The organism is Crocinitomicaceae bacterium (assembly GCA_016708105.1).
Lineage (GTDB): Bacteria > Bacteroidota > Bacteroidia > Flavobacteriales_D > Crocinitomicaceae > JADJGJ01.
On sequence record JADJGJ010000002.1, the window covers coordinates 286,742 to 306,127 of the forward strand.

16 protein-coding genes and 3 pseudogenes are annotated in these 19,386 nt (G+C 41.5%); 14 read left to right on the forward strand and 5 right to left on the reverse strand.

Annotation, left to right across the window (positions count from 1 at the left end; translation table 11 throughout):
* The first annotated feature begins 6 nt into the window (after positions 1 to 6).
* The 11 genes and pseudogenes from IPH66_12575 to IPH66_12625 all read left to right on the forward strand — a co-directional run bounded on the left by IPH66_12575 (position 7) and on the right by IPH66_12625 (position 9,238).
* Positions 7 to 735 carry an HYR domain-containing protein gene (locus IPH66_12575; GenBank protein ID MBK7130182.1) on the forward strand — a complete coding sequence of 243 codons (729 nt, stop codon included), beginning with the start codon at positions 7 to 9 and terminating at the stop codon, positions 733 to 735.
* Positions 686 to 928: pseudogene (locus IPH66_12580) on the forward strand (HYR domain-containing protein). The gene IPH66_12575 and the pseudogene IPH66_12580 overlap by 50 nt, the downstream one beginning before the upstream one ends.
* Before the next feature lie 96 nt (positions 929 to 1,024).
* A complete protein-coding gene (locus tag IPH66_12585) occupies positions 1,025 to 1,228 on the forward strand; it encodes an HYR domain-containing protein (GenBank protein ID MBK7130183.1) in 204 nt (67 codons plus the stop codon).
* Positions 1,188 to 1,421 (forward strand): annotated as a pseudogene (locus tag IPH66_12590) (HYR domain-containing protein). Before IPH66_12585 ends, IPH66_12590 begins: the two are co-directional and overlap by 41 nt.
* An 18-nt stretch (positions 1,422 to 1,439) precedes the next feature.
* A complete protein-coding gene (locus IPH66_12595) occupies positions 1,440 to 1,721 on the forward strand; it encodes an HYR domain-containing protein (GenBank protein ID MBK7130184.1) in 282 nt (93 codons plus the stop codon).
* Between the two features lie 106 nt (positions 1,722 to 1,827).
* Positions 1,828 to 2,214 (forward strand): HYR domain-containing protein, encoded by a 387-nt coding sequence (locus tag IPH66_12600; protein ID MBK7130185.1) that lies wholly within the window; start codon positions 1,828 to 1,830, stop codon positions 2,212 to 2,214.
* The gene (locus tag IPH66_12605; GenBank protein MBK7130186.1) at positions 2,174 to 2,458 is read left to right on the forward strand and encodes an HYR domain-containing protein; all 285 of its coding nucleotides are present in this window, start codon (positions 2,174 to 2,176) and stop codon (positions 2,456 to 2,458) included. The genes IPH66_12600 and IPH66_12605 overlap by 41 nt, the downstream gene beginning before the upstream one ends.
* A 117-nt stretch (positions 2,459 to 2,575) precedes the next feature.
* On the forward strand, positions 2,576 to 2,710 hold the full coding sequence (locus IPH66_12610) for an HYR domain-containing protein (protein ID MBK7130187.1): 135 nt from the start codon (positions 2,576 to 2,578) through the stop codon (positions 2,708 to 2,710).
* Positions 2,658 to 2,900: pseudogene (locus tag IPH66_12615) on the forward strand (HYR domain-containing protein). Before IPH66_12610 ends, IPH66_12615 begins: the two are co-directional and overlap by 53 nt.
* A gap of 63 nt (positions 2,901 to 2,963) precedes the next feature.
* Entirely contained in the window at positions 2,964 to 8,273 is a 5,310-nt protein-coding gene (locus tag IPH66_12620) for an HYR domain-containing protein (protein ID MBK7130188.1), read from the forward strand.
* Between the two features lie 5 nt (positions 8,274 to 8,278).
* The gene (locus tag IPH66_12625; GenBank protein ID MBK7130189.1) at positions 8,279 to 9,238 is read left to right on the forward strand and encodes a PorP/SprF family type IX secretion system membrane protein; all 960 of its coding nucleotides are present in this window, start codon (positions 8,279 to 8,281) and stop codon (positions 9,236 to 9,238) included.
* Between the two features lie 477 nt (positions 9,239 to 9,715).
* Here IPH66_12625 and IPH66_12630 read toward each other — a convergent pair whose 3' ends face one another.
* The 4 genes from IPH66_12630 to IPH66_12645 all read right to left on the reverse strand — a co-directional run bounded on the left by IPH66_12630 (position 9,716) and on the right by IPH66_12645 (position 14,710).
* Entirely contained in the window at positions 9,716 to 10,675 is a 960-nt protein-coding gene (locus tag IPH66_12630) for an Omp28-related outer membrane protein (protein ID MBK7130190.1), read from the reverse strand.
* Between the two features lie 38 nt (positions 10,676 to 10,713).
* Positions 10,714 to 12,378, reverse strand: a complete 1,665-nt coding sequence (locus tag IPH66_12635; GenBank protein MBK7130191.1) for a hypothetical protein — start codon at positions 12,376 to 12,378, stop codon at positions 10,714 to 10,716.
* A 40-nt stretch (positions 12,379 to 12,418) separates the two neighbouring features.
* Positions 12,419 to 12,934, reverse strand: coding sequence for a TlpA family protein disulfide reductase (locus IPH66_12640; protein MBK7130192.1), 516 nt, complete (start codon positions 12,932 to 12,934; stop codon positions 12,419 to 12,421).
* A gap of 198 nt (positions 12,935 to 13,132) precedes the next feature.
* Positions 13,133 to 14,710, reverse strand: a complete 1,578-nt coding sequence (locus IPH66_12645; protein MBK7130193.1) for a T9SS type A sorting domain-containing protein — start codon at positions 14,708 to 14,710, stop codon at positions 13,133 to 13,135.
* Between the two features lie 177 nt (positions 14,711 to 14,887).
* Here IPH66_12645 and IPH66_12650 point away from each other — a divergent pair, with 177 nt between their 5' ends.
* Positions 14,888 to 15,607: a T9SS type A sorting domain-containing protein gene (locus tag IPH66_12650; protein MBK7130194.1), complete on the forward strand. Its 720-nt coding sequence runs from the start codon at positions 14,888 to 14,890 to the stop codon at positions 15,605 to 15,607.
* Positions 15,608 to 15,654: 47 nt separating this feature from the next.
* Here the strand turns inward: IPH66_12650 and IPH66_12655 are convergent, their stop codons facing one another.
* Positions 15,655 to 16,368 carry an NAD-dependent deacylase gene (locus tag IPH66_12655; protein MBK7130195.1) on the reverse strand — a complete coding sequence of 238 codons (714 nt, stop codon included), beginning with the start codon at positions 16,366 to 16,368 and terminating at the stop codon, positions 15,655 to 15,657.
* Between the two features lie 169 nt (positions 16,369 to 16,537).
* Here IPH66_12655 and IPH66_12660 point away from each other — a divergent pair, with 169 nt between their 5' ends.
* A complete protein-coding gene (locus IPH66_12660; protein ID MBK7130196.1) occupies positions 16,538 to 18,808 on the forward strand; it encodes an NADP-dependent malic enzyme in 2,271 nt (756 codons plus the stop codon).
* Positions 18,809 to 19,384: a Holliday junction branch migration protein RuvA gene (gene ruvA, locus IPH66_12665; protein ID MBK7130197.1), complete on the forward strand. Its 576-nt coding sequence runs from the start codon at positions 18,809 to 18,811 to the stop codon at positions 19,382 to 19,384. It abuts the gene before it with no gap.
* The last annotated feature ends 2 nt before the right edge of the window (positions 19,385 to 19,386 follow it).

Genomic DNA, 19,386 nt, shown 5'->3' on the forward strand with positions numbered 1-19,386 from the left:
TTAAATGTGTGCGGTGCCACGATCACGTATGCTACCCCGGTGGGTACGGATAACTGCGCAGGACCATTAACGGCATTAACGGCAGGGCAAGCGAGCGGCACAGTGTTCCCAATAGGCACCACCACGGTAACATATGAAGTAACGGATGCAAGCTTAAACACGAGCACCTGTTCATTCAGTGTAACGGTAAACGACACGCAGAATCCGGCGATTACCTGTCCGGCAGATATCACACAGAATAATGATGCGGGTGTATGCGGTGCCACGATCACGTATGCCACCCCGGTAGGTACGGATAACTGCCCTGGACCAGTAACGGCATTAACGGCAGGACAAGCCAGCGGCACAGTATTCCCAGTAGGGGTTACCACGGTAACGTATGAAGTAACCGATGCGAGCAGCAATACCACAAGCTGTAGTTTTGATGTAACGGTAGATGATACAGAAAATCCGGCGATTGCTTGCCCGGCAGATATCACACAGTATAATGACTTAAATGTATGCGGGGCCACGATCACGTATGCTACCCCGGTAGGTACGGATAACTGCGCAGGACCATTAACGGCATTAACGGCGGGACAAGCCAGCGGCACGGTATTCCCAATAGGCACCACCACGGTAACATATGAAGTAACCGATGCAAGTACGAATACCAATACTTGTAGTTTTGATGTCACAGTAAACGATACGCAAAATCCGGCGATGTACCTGCCCGGCGAATATTACACAGTCTAATGACTTAAATGTATGCGGAGCCACGATCACGTATGCCACCCCGGTAGGTACGGATAACTGCGCAGGACCATTAACGGCATTAACAGCAGGACAAGCCAGCGGCACGGTATTCCCAATAGGCACCACCACGGTAACATATGAAGTAACGGATGCAAGCTTAAACACGAGCACCTGTTCATTCAGTGTAACGGTAAACGACACGCAGAATCCGGCGATTACTTGTCCGGCGAATATTACTCAGTCGAATGACTTAAATGTATGCGGGGCCACGATCACGTATGCTACCCCGGTGGGTACGGATAACTGCGCAGGACCATTAACGGCATTAACGGCAGGGCAAGCGAGCGGCACAGTGTTCCCAATAGGCACCACCACGGTAACATATGAAGTAACGGATGCAAGCTTAAACACCAGCACCTGTTCATTCAGTGTAACGGTAAACGACACGCAGAATCCGGCGATGTACCTGTCCGGCAGATATCACACAGAATAATGATGCGGGTGTATGCGGTGCCACGATCACGTATGCCACCCCGGTAGGTACGGATAACTGCGCGGGACCATTAACGGCATTAACGGCAGGACAAGCCAGCGGCACAGTATTCCCAGTAGGGGTTACCACGGTAACGTATGAAGTAACCGATGCGAGCAGCAATACCACAAGCTGTAGTTTTGATGTAACGGTAGATGATACAGAAAATCCGGTGATTGTTTGCCCGGCAGATATCACACAGTCTAATGACTTAAATGTATGCGGGGCCACGATCACGTATGCTACCCCGGTAGGTACGGATAACTGCGCAGGACCATTAACGGCATTAACGGCGGGACAAGCCAGCGGCACGGTATTCCCAATAGGCACCACCACGGTAACATATGAAGTAACCGATGCAAGTACGAATACCAATACTTGTAGTTTTGATGTCACAGTAAACGATACGCAAAATCCGGCGATGTACCTGCCCGGCGAATATTACACAGTCTAATGACTTAAATGTATGCGGAGCCACGATCACGTATGCCACCCCGGTAGGTACGGATAACTGCGCAGGACCATTAACGGCATTAACAGCAGGACAAGCCAGCGGCACGGTGTTCCCAATAGGCACCACCACGGTAACATATGAAGTAACGGATGCAAGCTTAAACACGAGCACCTGTTCATTCAGTGTAACGGTAAACGACACGCAGAATCCGGCGATTACTTGTCCGGCGAATATTACGCAGTCGAATGACTTAAATGTGTGCGGTGCCACGATCACGTATGCTACCCCGGTGGGTACGGATAACTGCGCAGGACCATTAACGGCATTAACGGCAGGGCAAGCCAGCGGCACAGTATTCCCAATAGGCACCACCACGGTAACATATGAAGTAACGGATGCAAGCTTAAACACGAGCACCTGTTCATTCACTGTAACGGTAAACGACACGCAGAATCCGGCGATGTACCTGTCCGGCAGATATCACACAGAATAATGATGCGGGTGTATGCGGTGCCACGATCACGTATGCCTCCCCGGTAGGTACGGATAACTGCGCGGGACCATTAACGGCATTAACGGCAGGACAAGCCAGCGGCACGGTGTTCCCAATAGGCACCACCACGGTAACATATGAAGTAACCGATGCAAGCTTAAACACCAGCACCTGTTCATTCAATGTAACGGTCAACGACACAGAAAATCCGGCGATTACTTGCCCGGCGAATATCACGCAGTAGAATGACTTAAATGTATGCGGTGCCACGATCACGTATGCTACCCCGGTAGGTACGGATAACTGCGCAGGACCATTAACGGCACTAACGGCGTGACAAGCCAGCGGCACGGTATTCCCAATAGGCACCACCACGGTAACATATGAAGTAACCGATGCAAGTACGAATACCAATACTTGTAGTTTTGATGTCACAGTAAACGATACGCAAAATCCGGCGATGTACCTGCCCGGCGAATATTACACAGTCCAATGACTTAAATGTATGCGGGGCCACGATCACGTATGCCACCCCGGTAGGTACGGATAACTGCGCAGGACCATTAACGGCATTAACAGCGGGACAAGCCAGCGGCACGGTATTCCCAATAGGCACCACCACGGTAACGTATGAAGTAACGGATGCAAGCTTAAACACGAGCACCTGTTCATTCAGTGTAACGGTAAACGACACGCAGAATCCGGCGATTACTTGTCCGGCAAATATTACCCAGTCGAATGACTTAAATGTGTGCGGTGCCACGATCACGTATGCTACCCCGGTGGGTACGGATAACTGCGCAGGACCATTAACGGCATTAACGGCAGGGCAAGCGAGCGGCACAGTGTTCCCAATAGGCACCACCACGGTAACATATGAAGTAACGGATGCAAGCTTAAACACCAGCACCTGTTCATTCAGTGTAACGGTAAACGACACGCAGAATCCGGCGATTACCTGTCCGGCAGATATCACACAGAATAATGATGCGGGTGTATGCGGTGCCACGATCACGTATGCCACCCCGGTAGGCACGGATAACTGCCCGGGACCAGTAACGGCATTAACGGCAGGACAAGCCAGCGGCACAGTATTCCCAGTAGGGGTTACCACGGTAACGTATGAAGTAACCGATGCGAGCAGCAATACCACAAGCTGTAGTTTTGATGTAACGGTAGATGATACAGAAAATCCGGTGATTGTTTGTCCGGCAGATATCACACAGTCTAATGACTTAAATGTATGCGGTGCCACGATCACGTATGCCACCCCGGTAGGTACGGATAACTGCGCAGGACCATTAACGGCATTAACGGCGGGACAAGCCAGCGGCACGGTATTCCCAATAGGCACCACCACGGTAACATATGAAGTAACCGATGCAAGTACGAATACCAATACTTGTAGTTTTGATGTCACAGTAAACGATACGCAAAATCCGGCGATTACCTGCCCGGCGAATATTACACAGTCTAATGACTTAAATGTATGCGGGGCCACGATCACGTATGCCACCCCGGTAGGTACGGATAACTGCGCAGGACCATTAACGGCATTAACAGCGGGACAAGCGAGCGGCACGGTATTCCCAATAGGCACCACCACGGTAACGTATGAAGTAACGGATGCAAGCTTAAACACGAGCACCTGTTCATTCAGTGTAACGGTAAACGACACGCAGAATCCGGCGATTACTTGTCCGGCGAATATTACGCAGTCGAATGACTTAAATGTGTGCGGTGCCACGATCACGTATGCTACCCCGGTGGGTACGGATAACTGCGCAGGACCATTAACGGCATTAACGGCAGGGCAAGCGAGCGGCACAGTGTTCCCAATAGGCACCACCACGGTAACATATGAAGTAACGGATGCAAGCTTAAACACGAGCACCTGTTCATTCAGTGTAACGGTAAACGACACGCAGAATCCGGCGATTACCTGTCCGGCAGATATCACACAGTCTAATGACTTAAATGTATGCGGTGCCACGATCACGTATGCCACCCCGGTAGGTACGGATAACTGCGCAGGACCATTAACGGCATTAACGGCGGGACAAGCCAGCGGCACGGTATTCCCAGTAGGGGTTACCACGGTAACGTATGAAGTAACCGATGCGAGCAGCAATACCACAAGCTGTAGTTTTGATGTAACGGTAGATGATACAGAAAATCCGGTGATTGTTTGCCCGGCAGATATCACACAGTCTAATGACTTAAATGTATGCGGGGCCACGATCACGTATGCTACCCCGGTAGGTACGGATAACTGCGCAGGACCATTAACGGCATTAACGGCGGGACAAGCCAGCGGCACGGTATTCCCAATAGGCACCACCACGGTAACATATGAAGTAACCGATGCAAGTACGAATACCAATACTTGTAGTTTTGATGTCACAGTAAACGACACGCAAAATCCGGCGATTACCTGCCCGGCGAATATTACACAGTCTAATGACTTAAATGTATGCGGAGCCACGATCACGTATGCCACCCCGGTAGGTACGGATAACTGCGCAGGACCATTAACGGCATTAACAGCAGGACAAGCCAGCGGCACGGTATTCCCAATAGGCACCACCACGGTAACATATGAAGTAACGGATGCAAGCTTAAACACGAGCACCTGTTCATTCAGTGTAACGGTAAACGACACGCAGAATCCGGCGATTACTTGTCCGGCGAATATTACTCAGTCGAATGACTTAAATGTATGCGGGGCCACGATCACGTATGCCACCCCGGTGGGTACGGATAACTGCGCAGGACCATTAACGGCATTAACGGCAGGGCAAGCCAGCGGCACGGTATTCCCAATAGGCACCACCACGGTAACGTATGAAGTAACGGATGCAAGCTTAAACACGAGCACCTGTTCATTCAGTGTAACGGTAAACGACACGCAGAATCCGGCGATTACCTGTCCGGCAGATATCACACAGAATAATGATGCGGGTGTATGCGGGGCCACGATCACGTATGCCACCCCGGTAGGTACGGATAACTGCGCGGGACCATTAACGGCATTAACGGCAGGACAAGCCAGCGGCACAGTATTCCCAGTAGGGGTTACCACGGTAACGTATGAAGTAACCGATGCGAGCAGCAATACCACAAGCTGTAGTTTTGATGTAACGGTAGATGATAATGAGGCACCAATGATTATTTGCCCTGCTAATATTTCTCAAGGTAATGATGCCGGTTTGTGTGGTGCATTGATCACTTATTCTTCCCCATTCACGTCTGACAATTGTTCTGGAGCAGTTACAATTTTAACCAGTGGATTTGCAAGTGGAACTGTTTTCCCTGTTGGATTAACAACAGTAACTTACGTGATTACTGATGGAGCAGGAATTACTGCAACTTGTAGTTTTGATGTAACTGTGGATGATTTCGAACTCCCTGTAATTACCTGCCCTCCTAATATTTCACAAGTGAGTGACATGGGTGTGTGTGGTGCAGTAGTAACTTTCCCAGTTCCGGTGGGTGTAGATAATTGTCCAGGTGTTAATACGGCTCTTGCGGGAGGATTGCCAAGCGGCGCACTTTTCCCAGTAGGTACTACAACTGTTACATACATCACTTTTGATGTACCAGGTAATATCGCCACATGCAGTTTTGATGTTACAGTAGATGATATCCAAGCTCCGACTATTAGTTGTCCATCTTCAATTGTACAGGCAAATGATTTGTCAATATGTGGGGCTACAGTGCTATATCCAATGCCAATCATTAATGACAATTGTGCTGGAGCGAGTACAATACTGACCGGAGGTCTTTCGTCAGGCTCTATATTCCCATTAGGCACCACGATAGTTACCTATGACGTTGTTGATGCGAGTTCCAATACTGCCAGTTGTGCTTTCACAGTTGACGTTTATGATAATGAAAATCCTTTACTGATATGTCCACCCGACCAAACCGTGCCATTGGATTTAAATTGCGAATATATTCTAGCAGATTATGTGCCACTTGCGATACCAACTGATAATTGCGGAATTGTATCCACCTCACAAAGTGTCTTGCCTGGTACAACCTTGAATAACGCAATTTCCCTATCAATAACCACAACCGATTTTTCTGGAAACGTTTCATCTTGTTCATTCAATGTAACTCCTGTTGATGGCATATTGCCTGCAATAATTTGTCCACCAACTCAAACAGAAATTGTTGGCAATTCATGTGAATATGCATTGCAGGATTATACTCCTCTTTCTATCACATCGGATAATTGCGGCGTTTTTTCAATATCACAATCACCTGTTTCAGGAACAGTGACAACAGCAACAACAAGCGTTGTGACCTTAACAGTGTATGATTTAACCGGAAATACCCAAACATGTACCTTCAATGTTGTAGCGTCAGATACTACATCACCACAAATTAGTTGTCCAGCTTTCCCGATAAACGATGTCTTCAACATAAACTGTGAATTTGTAGTTCCAGATTACAGTGGAGTTGTAACAACTTCAGATAACTGCGGTATTGCTACAATAACGCAGTCACCCGGAGTTGGATCTGTATTAACTGCCAATCAAACCTTTACTATGACAACAATTGATTTGAGTGGGAATGATCAGACATGCACTTTTGATTTAATTATTGCGGATGTAATTCCACCTACAATTGGTTGTCCGGGTGCTCAGATTCATTACACTAATGATACCTGTTTTGCCGTATTGGATGACATGACGGCTTTAGCGGTAACAACTGCAAATTGTGAAGCTGTGACTGTAACTCAAACTCCAGCACCTGGTCTAATATTTAATTTACCGCAGACTGTGATTCTTGTTGGTACTGATGCAAGCGGCAATAGTTCATTCTGCTTTTTTAATGTCACTTTGGTTGACACAATAAGACCACAGATAAGTTGTCCAGGAAATATCACCACATGTGATAACGTTGTCACCTATAGTGCCCCAACGGCCACTGACAATTGCAGTACTCCGACATTGGTGCAGACGTCTGGTTTACCATCAGGTTCGTTCTTCCCAGATGGTTTAACTGTAATAACATTCACAGCAACCGATGCTGCAGGAAATTCGATAAGTTGCAGTTTTGATATTTATGTGAATGAAAAACCAGACCCTACTGCGGTTGTAACAGATGTGTCATGCAATGGTGCCGGTGACGGTTTTATTGATGTTACAGTAACCGGCGGTGTTTTACCATACTCTTATACATGGAGTACCGGACAAGGCACTGAAGATATTGGAGGATTATCTGGTGGAACATACCAAGTTATAGTTCAAGAATCTAAAGGATGTGTAGATACTCTTGTGTTAGATATTTATGAGCCGCCAGTATTAATTGCAAGTGGAGTTACCACTGATATTACTTGTTATGATTATGATGATGGAATAATTGAAATTACTGCATCGGGTGGAACTCCATCATACAACTACAACTGGACACCAATGAATTCTGGTGCGGTAGTAAATGATCTTGGACCTGGAGACTATGCAGTAGACGTGGTTGATGCAAATGGTTGCACGGTGACGTTGGATTTCACAATCAATAATCCTGATTCAATTTTAATAAGCGGAGACATTTCTCAATATCCAAATGGATGGCAAATTAGTTGTGAAGGATGTTATGATGGTTCAATTGATTTAAGTGTCACTGGTGGAAATCCTAGTTATACTTATGATTGGAGTTCAGGAAGTATGAATGAGGATCTGTCGTCAATTCCAGCGGGTACATATACAGTAATTGTGACGGATGATAATGGATGCGAAAATGAGGCAACATTTATTCTTGATCAACCATTAGCAGTTGTATTGTCAAATGCGTTCAGCCCAAATGGTGATGGGGCGAATGATTATTTCCAGATAAAAAATATTGATAGATATCCGAATAGCACTTTAACTGTCATGAATAGGTGGGGTGATGTGGTATACAAGGCGGATCCATATACGAACAATTGGTATGGTGAATCGAATACCGGTTTAGTGCTTTATGGAAACGAATTGCCTGAGGGCTCATACTATTATATTCTGGACTTGAATGACGGTTCAGATCTTATCAAAGGTTACGTTGTAATAAAAAGATGATGAGCATGATAAAATTGATATTATTTCTGACATTGATTCTTGCATTTGGCAGTGGATTATTGTCTCAAAACAGGCTTAGTTATAGCCAGTACATGCATAATCACCAGATTTTTAATCCGGCGTATGTTGATGGCGGAAAACATGTTGGTGGTTCACTACTGTATCGTATGCAATGGATGGGTTTTGAAGGAGCTCCGAGAACTGCCATCGGGAATGGATTTTATAGTGTTAAAAACCACTCATTCAATCTTCAATTGCTAAGTGATAATATAACTGTGTTCAAGCATATTGAAGCAGGCTTGTCTTACAGTTATCAAATACAACTGAGCAGATATACAACAATGGCTCTTGGGGTTAAAGCCACGTATAACCAACAGTCGGCAAATTATGGTAGTTTGACATATTTTGATGGAGGAGATCAGGCCTTATCTGGGGCAATTAATACCTGGTCAATAAATTTTGGAGGTGGTCTTTTTGTTCGAAGCAAGGATTGGTTTGCAGGAGTAGGAGCCCCATATATTTTTAATAATAAAAATGTATCTAGTGGTATGAGTATGTTTAATGATATATCATACAACCATTTCTATATTACTGGTGGCTATAAAGTTGCAGATAATTATATGTATGTTTTTTATCCAACTGCTTTAGTTAAGTGGACAAAGGGCAGTCCATTGACTGCCTCTGCTGATTTGAACTTCATTTGGAATGAGCGCATATGGGGCAGCTTAGGTTATCGCATTGATAATACTGTTGTATTTAGTGCAGGCATCATTTTCCTTAAAGATTTTAAGGCCGTTTATTCTTACGATTTAGGATTAGGTAAGGTGAATCGATACGGTGGAATGACTCATGAAATTTCAATTGGTTATGGAATGGAATTGTATAGGAGTTCGTTTACCAAGAGAAAATTCACTACTCGTAAAATGTCATTTAGAAAACGCCCTAGAAGATCAAGATATACATAATGGATTTTGTTCACAAGATTCATTGCTCAATTTATTCGGAATCTCTCGTAATAAAATCTTGAAGAAGTTGAAATTAAAAAGCCCTCCGTCAAGAGGGCTTTTTTCATGTTTTATAATCTTCAAGATCTGGAAAAAGCTGATTTTATAACATCAGGATATTTTCTGCCAAACTGGCTAAAACACCAGTTTTTAAACTTTTCCACCTCATCAGACTTTATCCATTTTAGAGCTTTGTTCAACTCTTTCTGAAAAAGTAATTTGTCAAAACTAACTTTGACTAAAATCTCTTTGCACATTTCAAGCATAGCAATAATGAGTTAATTATGATAAATATATTAAAAACGCCGATAAAGAATATAAATTCATGGATGAAATTATAAACATCTCTTGTCTCATACTGATAAGACGTTTCTTTTACCTAAATTATTGTAGTGAATTTATTAAAAAATGATAAAGAAGTCAATACCAAAAAATCAATCAATTTAATTCATGTTTAATTACCTGAAGAATTTCGTAGGTATTGGTGTCATAGACGTAAATCAAGAGATGAAATTCAGTGTTGTCCTGACCTGATGGGAGCTGGAATGAATAATCAAAGTAAGATTTTTGTCCAGTTTTGTGATCTCCTGAAATAGTTTGTCCCCACGCTAGACCATCTAAACAACCTCTGAAAACAGAGTGATGCTCGTAGTCTTCAATGATAACTGTCATGCTATCTTGAGTTGCTTCAACATGATTTTCAAGCAAATAAACGACGGTGTTATAATCACCTGTTAAGTCTTCAAGAAATTCAATTTCAGTGTGCAGATAAAATCCGTTAGTTTCAGTGTAATAATTTGACTCAGCCTGAATGTTAACTTTTAAATCATTGTTGCTAATCACCTCATTCACGCGCGCTGCCCATTCTGTTTTAAATTGGAACATTGTTGAACCTGCAAAAGTAATTCTATTGATTGTTCCTTGCGGATTACCGATAAATTGAACCGTTGTTCCACCATTGCCAAAGGTTGTTCCAATTTCTATTCCTTCATCACAATAAAGTTGTTGACAGAATTCATTTTGTGGATTAGTTACTGTGCCGCAATCTGTAGCTACTGTTTGGAAATTTCCTAAACCGGTAGGGCTTGCGTGAATTGAAGCAACAAAAACGCGGTCAGAATTTGCTGCTTCAATGATTTTTGCTTCATAGGCTGCATCTGGGCAGTTTGGACATTTATGGCCAGTAAAATCTTCCAATAAAACATTGCGATCAGTATTCGGGTTTTGTGTAAATACTGGCCAATACATGTCAACATATTCTTGCCAGTTACCCGGATACAAAGTGGTGTCTAGTAAGATAGCCGGTTTAATTGGTTGCTCAACCTTATCGCATCCGGTGAAAACTAATACAACAAAAATTGCTGTGATTAGTTTAGAAATATTTTTTATTGCTCTCATTGTATTATCCAAGATTAAAATACACTTTGTTAATTAAATCAGAAGCTGGTTGTAAATGTTACAGTAAGACCTGATGTAGCTGGCACTGCTCTGCAGACACCTCCGATACAAAAAATTCCTTCACGCTGCTTGCCATAGGTTATAGATAAACGGCTGGCACCAAAAATATAACCTGCTGAACCAATAAGATAGTGCGTCCTTTTATCAGGATTTGGATTGCCATAATTATATTGATCCATCACAGCGAAATAGAATTTTGGTGAAATACTATATTCAATTAAAAAAGTTGCCCAGTCTCCTTTGTCTTGTTTCACTCCGTTTTCTTTTTTTGTCCAAAGGCCTTGGAGTTCCATACGCACAGAATGCTTTTTATTGATTTTGTATAAAATTTCTGAAGTGAAAATATGGCAATTGATCATTCCATGTGCATCTTTTGAAACGTCATTAACATTGTCATTAAAATCAAAATGGAAATATTTTACCGTGAGTTTCCATGATTTGTTCAGTGTACGTTTTATTTCAATGTTGAAATCACGATAGTAGAGACTGTCACTTTTATCAAACGGTCTGGTTTCATAGATGACCATGCTTGAATCAGATAAATCAATATTGCTGGTGTGTCTCACCGGACGATAAGAGGTTGCAAAATTGATGTTGATTTCAGTGCCGTATTTACCACCAAGTTTTGTCTCTTTTGGAATTTTATAAAAGATATCAATCTGGTATGCAACTTCGCCTAGTGGTTGGGTAGCATAAGGATACAAGGATGCGGCAAGATTTTCAGTATGTGATCGAGTGAGTGCAGGAAGAAAATTCATATTGAGTGAAGTGAGTTTTGCATTTGGATCAACCCGATAACTCATATTGTCTATTGACTTTCCGTAGAGAATAATTCCCAGACCTTTTTGAGAGTATCCAAAATTTACATAAGCTGCATGACCATTGTTGAAGATGTAATTATTATCAGAAGAAGGGTCATTTTCTTTCATCACATATTCGGCGTTGAAGAAAAATCGTGCATATTTCATTTCAATTCTTCCACCATAAGAACCTACGTTTTGAGGCATATTATAAGTGGGGTGTGTAACTTTTTGGTATTTGCTTACAAAACTTCCACCAACTGTGAGTTTGAATTTTGAGTCAGCCAGCAAATTCATAAACGATGAGAAATCAATTGAACCGTCAAAACCGCGCACTAATCCATCTGAGTTCACTAAACCATCATCAAATGTTCTACGCATTTTACCATAAACTGCTTTGATTTCAAGACCAGGCATTGGTCTAAGTCTTAAGTTGAGACCATCCATGGCATTGTCAAGACCAAGTTGTCTTTGCTCATAAGAGCGAAATATCATTCCGTTTCCAAATTGTTCATAGAAATTCCCAACAGTGAAGTCAACTTGTTCGGTTGAATATCCTACATTTCTATAACCAATTCCCGTGCCTGAGAAGTAATCAGGATAACCGACAATTCTTGGAAGGTAAGATTCAAAGCGAACCCCACTGTGAAATCCTTTATAGCTCATGTTTACCAAAGCATAATTATTCATTACACTTTTTTCAACCGGTTGCTGAGCGTCAATTAATGTGTCTTCAAAAAGATATTGAAATGTAGTTTCAACGTTACCGGTTACATTGATTCCTTCTTGTTGTGCAAATACGCCGAGAGATCCGCACAGAAACGGAAGTAATATTTTTTTCATTGACTAGATGGATTTAGGAACGGGATTGGAATTATCTCTGCTATTTAGCGCTGATTTCTTTCACATGTTCATACAGTACTTCTTCATCTCCCGGTACAAAATTATTATGAGAGTAAACAATATTTCCTTCCCCGTCAAGTAAAAAAGTGTGAGGTACATTATTTACACCAAGCGCTCTTTTAAATTCTCCGTTTGGATCCATCCAGATGTCATATTCCCAGCCTGCGGCATTAACAACTGACTCAACGCTGTTGGCTGTTTTTTGATCATCAATAGATACCGCAATTAGTTTTACTCCTGTTTCCTCTTGCCAAGTTTCATATTCTTCAGCAATGGTGTTTAACTCTAACTTGCATGGTTTGCACCATGTTGCCCAAAAAGAAATAACAATAGGTTTGCCGTCATTAGATACTTCAGCTGTATTAATTGGATTACCGGCCATATCTTTAATATTTACCGATGGTAATTTTTTACCTGGATTTGTCTCATCTGTAAGTGATGGTGAAAATGCCAGAAACGCTGCGCTGGCAATTGATAATAGAAATAATTTTTTCATTGTTTTTTGTTTTAATATTTCTGATTCAAAAACCAGACCAATTTTTTACTGAGTAAATATAGGAGAAAGAGATGGAATGAAGGAATCATTGAGAAATTTATCCTTGAATTCCTAAAAAGATAGATGTTGTCTATTAATAATAAAAAAACCCGGTTGCCAAAAGACAACCGGGTTTTTCAATCTTGTATTTACACTTAATTATTTTGCAACAGAGAAGCGTTTTGTCATAACAGTACCGTTTACGGTAATGTTGATCAAGTACATTCCTGCTTCAAGGTCAGTAGTGTTAACATTTACTTTTTGAGCACCGTTTACCTCACCCATATTGTTCGTATAAACAACTTGTCCAAGTGTGTTAACAATTTGGATAGTTACATCAGAAGCAGAAGTAATATTGAACTCAATATTTGTTTGCTCAGATGCCGGGTTAGGATATACTGTAGCATCTTCAACAGTTTGGATGTTTTCAATTCCTGTGAAACCACCATCACCAGCTGTAGTTACTTCGAAAGCATAAGTACCCATAGAACCATAGTTCACAGCGAAGCTTCCATTGTATCCGCTTTCAGATTCAAGGTTTAATTGACCATCAGCGCTCGTACCGGTGCCACCAACTGCACCATCATTACCTAACATACCATCACCATAATCATCAAACATTAAGAAGTGGTAGCAACCAGCAGTAAGACCATACCATGTTACATTGCGCACAATTCCTTGTCCTGAACCAGAACCAGTCCATGTTCCAATTGCATTGAAATCAACTAGACCAGGATAAGTTCCACCGTTTCCTTGAGAATAAGCCGCTGCAGGGTCAGTGATTGTAGGAGTGCCTGAAGCAAGTAATACACCTACTTCTGATCCCCAAGCATCCATGGTCATGTGAAGAACTAGGTCACCTGTTCCAACGTTTGCTGCGTTAGTTACAGTAACAGGCGTGCTCACACCATTGTTTAATGCATCATCGTCAGTATCAGTGATAGCTGTAATATAGTTATAAGTTCCAGCAGAAAGAGAAACATCAACAGTTACAACAGTAGCTTCATAAGGATCAAGGTTAACAGAAACTGTGGTAGTTCCAACTGGTGTCATTCCATCTAACACTGCTACAGTTTTAGAACCAGTGATGTTAGCAGTAGAATAGTTTTGAATAACTACTTCAAAAGTTACTGTTGTTGATCCGCCACCGCAAGTAACAGCCGTAGCCGGAGTATTGTTTGTAATTGCACGCAAGTCATTTGCATCAGTAGCAACACCGCCGCAATCAGCAACAGCAGCTTCCCATGCAGCTTGGTTTACCTGACCCACTTCAGTAACTGTTCTGTCAGGGCAAATAAGAATAAGCGTAGGATAATAAGCAAGGTTCATCATACCTGCAATAACATCATCATTACACATTGGGTATGGAGTACCAGTAATCCAGTCTCCTTGAGATGATCCACCGCCATCCATGTCAGCTTCTGGCTCACCTGAGTCAGCTTCAACTCCCGCAATAAAAACATCTCCAGAACCACCGTATCCTATTGAATTGTATACGTCTTCCAATGTTCCGCCAGTATGATATGACCAGCATGGACCACACCAAACAGCAAACATGTCAATAATAACCGGGGTACCTGAGTCAAGAATAGAGTCAACGTCAAAAACCGGACCTGACTGGAACTCATCAAGTATCAACCCTCCAGGATAAATACCATTATCTGGTAATTGCGCGTTTGCCTGTATACCCACAGTAACAGCAGCAGCAATACCTAAACCTTGTAACATTTTTTTCATGATAAATCAATTATTTAAGATTAGCGTTTCAAATATATAACAACAGCCGCAAATCTCAACACTCAGGTTCTATTCAATTCTTGGGTTCCTAAAAATTACTTAAATTTTTTCAATAGGTTTTGGAACAAACTTTGCTTGATAGTTTTCGTATATTTACCTGACAATACGTTTATACTTATGAAAAACATTTTTACTATCGGCTTTACAATTGCACTTGGTGGTGTTTCCTTTGCACAAGACTTGGAGTTTCATGAAAACGGTGTTGCAATTTCAGGAACCGTAATCACCATAGACAGTTCTGAAACCTGTGACCATACTCTTGGAAACTATTACATCGTTAACAAAACATCAGGTCCATTAACTATTTCTTGGTCACGTACACGGGCAGCTCACATGAGTCCTTATACAGATCAAATTTGTGATGATATTTTATGTTTTGACGCTTCAAACACTACAGTTTACCAAAGACCAACCACTATGACAGTTGCTGCCGGAGATTCAACCGTTTTTCAACCAAAAGTTTATCCGTATGATACTCCCGGATGTGCCATCTATACCTATAAAGCCTATACTGGTCTGGGTACTTTTCAAGATTCTATTCAGGTGAAGTATCGTTTTGGCGGACAAGATTGTTTTCTTGAGACACCAACAGAAGAAATTGTCTACAGTGTATATCCTAACCCGGCTTCTGATCAGTTGAACATTAAATTGAATACCGGAGGAAATGCTGTGCAGTTGAAATTATTCAATATTATGGGTGAGCTTGTGATGAAAACGCAGCTAGTTGAAGGTAATAATACTGTTTCATTGAATGATTTAACTAACGGCATCTACTTTTATTCTATTATAAAAAATGGTGAGGTAGTTGAAACTCGAAAATTGATTATCAAACATTAATCATCATTCAAATCGAATTTTCAGAAGGGACTCTAACGGGTCCCTTTTTATTTTGTGCTCTTGGAATCCTGAATTAATTTTTCAACCAGCATTGGAACCTGTTCTGAGGCTTTTCCCTTCAAATGTTTCAGGTTTTTATATTTAATATTGGTTAGATCATTCAGATCAATAATAAATTTAGATGCGGCAGTTGGACAAACGTACACCAGATTTGCAGCCGGATACACATTCAAAGATGTGCCGATAACGATAAACACATCAGCCAATCGCGCAATATCTTCAGCGTCATACATGCGCGGAACTGGTTCACCAAACCATACAACATGAGGTCTCATTTGGTGACCGTCAGGAGCTTTGTCACCTAACTTAATTTTTTTATTACCAATATGAAATGTGGTTTCTTCATCTTCTACACTTCTTGCTTTCAAAATTTCACCATGCAAGTGAAGTACCTTTGAAGATCCTGCCCTTTCATGTAAGTCATCTATATTTTGAGTAATTATTTCAACATCAAAATGCTTTTCCAACTCAACCAGGGCTGTATGTGCGGCATTTGGTTTGGCATTGACCGCAAGTTCTCGGCGCCTGTTATAGAATTCTAATACAAGTTCAGGATTTTTATGCCATGCTTCAGGAGTAGCAACATCATTGATGTCATATTCATCCCACAAGCCGCCTTTGTCTCTAAAAGTGCCTAGGCCGCTCTCAGCACTGATGCCGGCGCCGGTAAGAATGACTATTTTTTTTAATGCAGATTCCATACTGAATAGCAGCTAAAGGTAGTAATTTATTGAAACGACAAGGATTGATTTTGATAGGATGACCAATCTCAACACAATTACTTTTGTTTTGAAATAATCAGACCATTAGGCTGAGTATCGGTTATTCCGACAGTTTTCTTAAATTTGGCGCCTTATCAAATTTAATTCAATGGCTAAAGTCAGACAACAGGATGCCCTGGAATATCATGCATGCGGCAGACCCGGTAAAATTGAAGTCATTCCAACCAAACCTACTAGCTCACAACGTGATTTATCACTGGCGTACTCACCCGGTGTTGCAGACCCTTGTCTGGCAATTGCAGAAAATAAAGAGGACGTATATAAATACACGGCTAAGGGAAATCTGGTGGCTGTTATTTCCAACGGTACGGCTGTATTAGGCTTGGGTGATATTGGGCCCGAAGCTGCAAAGCCGGTAATGGAAGGTAAAGGTTTGCTATTTAAAATTTTTGCAGACATTGACGTTTTTGATATTGAAGTTGATGCAAAAGATCCGGATGCATTTATTGCTACCGTTAAAGCAATTGCTCCTACATTTGGTGGCATTAATTTGGAAGACATCAAAGCACCTGAATGTTTTGAAATTGAACGCAGGTTAAAAGAAGAATTGAACATTCCGCTCATGCATGATGACCAGCATGGAACAGCAATTATCACGTCAGCTGCCTTGCTCAATGCGCTTGAACTTGCAAAGAAGAAAATTGACAAAATAAAAATTGTCATTGTTGGAGCAGGTGCCGCGGCATATTCTTGTACAAAATTATACGTTGCCTTAGGTGCAAAAAAAGAAAATATTTTTATGTATGATAGCAAGGGTTTACTTTGCAAAAAAAGAAAAGATCTTGATCAGCATAAAAAAGATTTTGCAACCCATGCCAATGATATAGCGCTGGAAACAGCCATGAAAACCGCAGATTTATTTTTAGGTCTTTCAAAAGGTGGTTTGATTTCAAAAGCTATGATTAAATCCATGCCAAAAAATCCTATTGTATTTGCGTTGGCCAACCCTGTTCCTGAAATTTCTTATGAAGATGCCACCTCAGTGAGAAAAGATATTATCATGGCAACCGGTAGGTCTGACACGCCTAATCAAGTGAATAATGTGCTTGGATTTCCATTTATTTTCAGAGGGGCACTTGATGTCAGGGCAACATGCATAAATGAAGAAATGAAATTGGCTGCCGTGAAAGCAATTGCTGCGTTAGCAAAAGAACCGGTACCTGAAGAAGTGAATGAAGCCTACGGAGCAAAAAATATTTCATTCGGAAAAGAATCTATCATACCAAAGCCGCTTGACTCGCGATTATTGACCGCAGTTGCTCCTGCGGTTGCAAAGGCTGCCATCAAATCAGGTGTTGCACAGCGAGTGATAAAAGATTGGGAAAAGTACGAAGACGAGTTAAAGCAACGTTTGGGATTAGATAACAAGCTGGTAAATTTTTTAACTGAAAAGGCAATTAAAAATCCTAAAAGAGTAGTGTTTGCTGAAGCAGATAATTATAAAGTACTTAAAGCGGCACAAATTGCACATGAAGAAGGTTTTGCTTTTCCAATTCTGCTTGGGCGACGAGAAAAAATTCTTGAATTGATTCGTGAAAATAATCTTGAGTTTGACAATCCTGAAATTGTTGATCCAAAAGAAGAGTCAGAGGTGAAGAATTGTGAACGTTATGGTAAAATGTTTTTTGAGAAAAGAAAACGCAAAGGAATTACCTTGTTTGAAGCGACAAAATTAATGCGTGAACGAAATTTCTACGGCGCCATGATGGTTGAAACGGATGAAGCAGATGCGCTGATTTCAGGTATTACGCGCAAATACAGTGATGTAATTAAACCGGCACTGCAAGTTGTGGGCACAAAAGAAGGTGTTTCAAAAGTTGCCGGCATGTATATTTTGGCAACAAAACGCGGCCCTTTATTTTTGGCTGACACAACGGTGAATATTGATCCATCTGCTGAAGATCTTGCTGAAATAACAGCCTTAGTTGCAAAACAGGTTCGCAGACTAAATATTCAGCCTCGTATAGCCTTGTTGTCATATTCTAATTTCGGATCTTCACTTACACCTGATGCAATAAAAATGAGTCAGGCTGTGAAACTGATAAAAGAGCGTCACCCAAATTTGATTGTAGATGGAGAAATTCAAGCAAATTTTGCGTTAAATAATGATTTGCTGGTTGATAAATTTGATTTCTCAACGCTGGCAAATAAAAATGTAAATACCCTAATTTTTCCAAATTTATCAGCTGGAAATATTGCCTATAAGTTACTGCAAGAAATGCTTGAAGATGTTGAAGCAATTGGTCCAATTTTGCTTGGTACAAAAAAATCAATTCACGTTTTACAACTTGGAAGTTCAGTGAGAGAAATCACCAATATGATTAAAATTGCTGTACTTGACGCACAAATAAAATTATAAATGATAACGCATCTATCAGGTAAACTCACTGAAAAGGCACCCACTCATGTTGTGATAGAATGTGGTGGCGTAGGTTATTTCGTTCGCATTAGTCTCAACGCTTTTTCAACTATTCCAAACGACGGAAATATCACTTTGCTTACGCATTTGATTGTGCGTGAAGATGCACATGCATTGTATGGTTTTTATAATCAACGTGAGCGTGAAATGTTTAATCATTTGATTTCTGTATCTGGCATCGGTGCTAACACTGCCATGCTTATGCTTTCTTCAATGTCACCTGAAGATATTGCCTCTGCAATTTTAACAGATAATGTTGCGCTTATTCAAAGCATTAAAGGAATTGGTTCAAAAACAGCGCAGAGAGTAATTGTTGACCTGCGTGATAAAGTGGCTAAAACTGAGTTTACCGCAGAAAATCTTTTCAGACCAGACAATACAAATCAGAAAGATGCGTTAACTGCCTTACTGGCCCTTGGTTTTGAAAAGAAAAAAGCAGAAAAGGCAATAGAAAAGGTGGCAGAAGAAAATCAAACTGTTGAACAATTAATAAAGGCAGCACTTAAGGTTTTATAATC

Bases quoted from the DNA above. Each gene is read 5' to 3' on its own strand.
- IPH66_12635 (MBK7130191.1), bottom strand. From the start codon at position 12,378: ATGAAAAAAATATTACTTCCGTTTCTGTGCGGATCTCTCGGCGTATTT.
- IPH66_12650 (MBK7130194.1), top strand. From the start codon at position 14,888: ATGAAAAACATTTTTACTATCGGCTTTACAATTGCACTTGGTGGTGTT.
- IPH66_12660 (MBK7130196.1), top strand. From the start codon at position 16,538: ATGGCTAAAGTCAGACAACAGGATGCCCTGGAATATCATGCATGCGGC.
- IPH66_12640 (MBK7130192.1), bottom strand. From the start codon at position 12,934: ATGAAAAAATTATTTCTATTATCAATTGCCAGCGCAGCGTTTCTGGCA.
- IPH66_12655 (MBK7130195.1), bottom strand. From the start codon at position 16,368: ATGGAATCTGCATTAAAAAAAATAGTCATTCTTACCGGCGCCGGCATC.
- IPH66_12625 (MBK7130189.1), top strand. From the start codon at position 8,279: ATGATAAAATTGATATTATTTCTGACATTGATTCTTGCATTTGGCAGT.
- IPH66_12645 (MBK7130193.1), bottom strand. From the start codon at position 14,710: ATGAAAAAAATGTTACAAGGTTTAGGTATTGCTGCTGCTGTTACTGTG.
- IPH66_12630 (MBK7130190.1), bottom strand. From the start codon at position 10,675: ATGAGAGCAATAAAAAATATTTCTAAACTAATCACAGCAATTTTTGTT.
- ruvA (MBK7130197.1), top strand. From the start codon at position 18,809: ATGATAACGCATCTATCAGGTAAACTCACTGAAAAGGCACCCACTCAT.